The 2,349-nt window shown below is 56.5% G+C and carries 1 protein-coding gene and 1 pseudogene; one reads left to right on the top strand and one right to left on the bottom strand.

Translation table 11 applies throughout. The features are described from left to right. Nucleotides 1-557 precede the first annotated feature (557 nt). Nucleotides 558-784, top strand: a pseudogene (locus C0Z16_RS39280) (DNA adenine methylase); the annotation flags it as partial. A 196-nt stretch (nucleotides 785-980) separates the two neighbouring features. Here C0Z16_RS39280 and C0Z16_RS36855 read toward each other — a convergent pair. Further along, entirely contained in the window at nucleotides 981-1,448 is a 468-nt protein-coding gene (locus C0Z16_RS36855; RefSeq protein WP_244201524.1) for a sugar ABC transporter substrate-binding protein, read from the bottom strand. Between the last annotated feature and the right edge of the window lie 901 nt (nucleotides 1,449-2,349).

Here is a 2,349-nt window from a genome sequence, read left to right as displayed (position 1 = left end):
TGTTCGAATGCAGGTCTATGCCACAATAGTTCATGTCGGTCTCCGCAGGGTCAAAGTGCGTTCGCAAACTGACTTTAACCCTCGTCGCATAACCGCGGCGAGGAGGCCGGCTACATGATCATCATTCGAAATACCGAGCAACGCCCATTCAATGATCTGCGGTGTCAACGCTGGCTAGTTACCTACGTCGCTGGAAATCCACGCTCGAACCACGACGTTGACAGTGGCCACTACAGTTTCCCAATCATCGGGATCGAGTCCGTGCGCATCAATCCCGTCAAGCGCGTGGGCCGCTAATTCTTATGAGCGCTCGGTCGACGTGTGAAAACGCTTTTGGATAAGCGTTACCGTCCTTTGCAACGTGCCCTGGCTGTAACGCTCATTCATTGGCATTTGCCCGTTCGATCGGTTTTAGGTGAGGCGGTTTGTGATTCTCGCGCCGACGACCGATTGTCAATGAATTGAAGGAGGCTGTCGAATGTCCGAGTCTGGCCGAGATGGAATGGACACCGCACTAAGCCAGCCCTGGCAGCGGCCCGAACTTCCGTAGCCGACCCTTTCCGTTTTCCGAATATGTCGAGATGGCAGTTCGCCTGCGATCGCTGAAGGGCAGGGCGATCGTAAGCCTCAACGATCATCCGGACGTCCGTCGGGCGTTCGAAGGTTTTCACATCGAGGCGGTGGACACAAGTACACGGTCGGAGGCGGCGGAAGGGAGACGTCGCGAAAGGAAGCGATTATTTTCTGTTGGGATGATGCGGCACAGCCGGCAGGGCTTTTCTAAGCCGCTGCGAGCGCAGACCTCGTCGAGGGTTCCGTACACCTTTTGTTGGCAATTGCAAGCCATCAAAACGCCGGCCGCAAGCATCGCATCAAGGGCGCGCTTCATTGAAGCGCATCCCAGCGTGCCGTGGACGGTTCCGCCGAGGCCCATTTCGCGAAGCTAGCGAGAGGCCGTCAGCGTCTGACAGTTAGTAGCGTCATGGGCGCCGGACGCTTTGAGCATGATCGATTTGCGCATGAGTCGCCGGAATGACGAGCAGCACGCCCGCGAGCGCGATGCAAGCCACAGTGAGGGCGAGACGGCACGCGATTTCCGTTGCAATAGAGACGAACGGAATACTATGGGCGGTGACACGATCGACCCAATCTTGTGCAACGAGCCCATCAATCGGCAGGCCCGCGACGCCGTCGACTTTTTGCGCGATCAAATCGTCGATGGCATTGCCTTGCCACTCGACGCTTGTCTTCCCGTCAAGAATGATTGCCTTCACCCCTGCCTCTCTGGCGGCGTCCTCAAAGCTATTTACGACCGCAACATTGAATGGGAATTGCATTCCGGCCGCCACATAGCCAAATGTAATGTCCTTTGCGCTGACGGGGGCCGTCATGAAGGACAAGACACAGGCGAATCCCGCAACACAAAGCAGCTTGACGACGGATGGCATTAAGGTTTCCTGACAAATTGTTGTTGATCTTGAACTGCCGGCATTGCTTATCCGTTCCGGTCGCCGATATGCCGGATCGAGGACTCCCGCAAATATGCAGTCTTTTAGGCCGCCTTCGGGGTCGCGTGCTTCGCTGATCGTGTCAGTCGGCCATTACGTTGGCAACAAGCTCCGTTACATCGAGATTCGCCCGGTGTTTTCCAATTGGCTCGACGGCAAGGTGGGTTGTGTGGGACTTTGCTCGAGCGCCACGCGTCGCCCGCCGAGTTCGCCGCAACCGCCGGGACAGTCGTCATCGACAGACCGACGCGGAGGCTCGGGTGACGATAAGGGCCTGTCTTGGTTAGCCCAGCTTACCTGCAAAGAAGAATAATCGACTGTACGCGGTTAGATCGCCGTTGCAAACTAGGCTGCAAGATGGCCATTAGCCGAATAAGTGCGGAGACGACCCACCATTACAAGTCCGCCGCAAATCTTCGCAAGCTGCAGGGTGTGCGGCTATCCGCTGCCACATGCAAACCGCGCTGCGGAAGCGACTGGGGCCGCCGATCTGATTGCTTCCCGCGAAGCGGAATATCAAATACGGCCCAGTGAATCCGATCGATTTGCGCTGGACGGAGCTAGTCTTCAATCGCCACCGATTGGCGGAGTCCTGCTTATTCCTGATGTGAGCGTCGACCGCTGCGTTGGCAGCTGTGTAGGCTTTTCATTTTGTTAATGCGAATCTCGTGTCCTGCAAAAGGAAGTCGCTATCGCGGCTCCGAAACAGGGTCTTGTAGTGGTCAACTAATTTCGGACAGGCAGATAGGTTCTTTTGCTGTCGGTTTCGCCTCGTAAGCGGCGGGCGACAGATAGCCCAGCGTGGAGTGCAACCGCACCGGATTGTAGAAAGCGACTATGT

The sequence above is a fragment of the Paraburkholderia rhynchosiae genome, from assembly GCF_002879865.1.
In the GTDB taxonomy this organism is placed as follows: domain Bacteria; phylum Pseudomonadota; class Gammaproteobacteria; order Burkholderiales; family Burkholderiaceae; genus Paraburkholderia; species Paraburkholderia rhynchosiae.
Note: the sequence above shows the minus strand (reverse complement) of the source record. Positions and strands in the feature narration are given on the sequence as shown.

Excerpts from the sequence above, each read along its gene's own strand:
- C0Z16_RS36855 (WP_244201524.1), bottom strand. The coding sequence starts at position 1,448 with ATGCCATCCGTCGTCAAGCTGCTTTGTGTTGCGGGATTCGCCTGTGTC.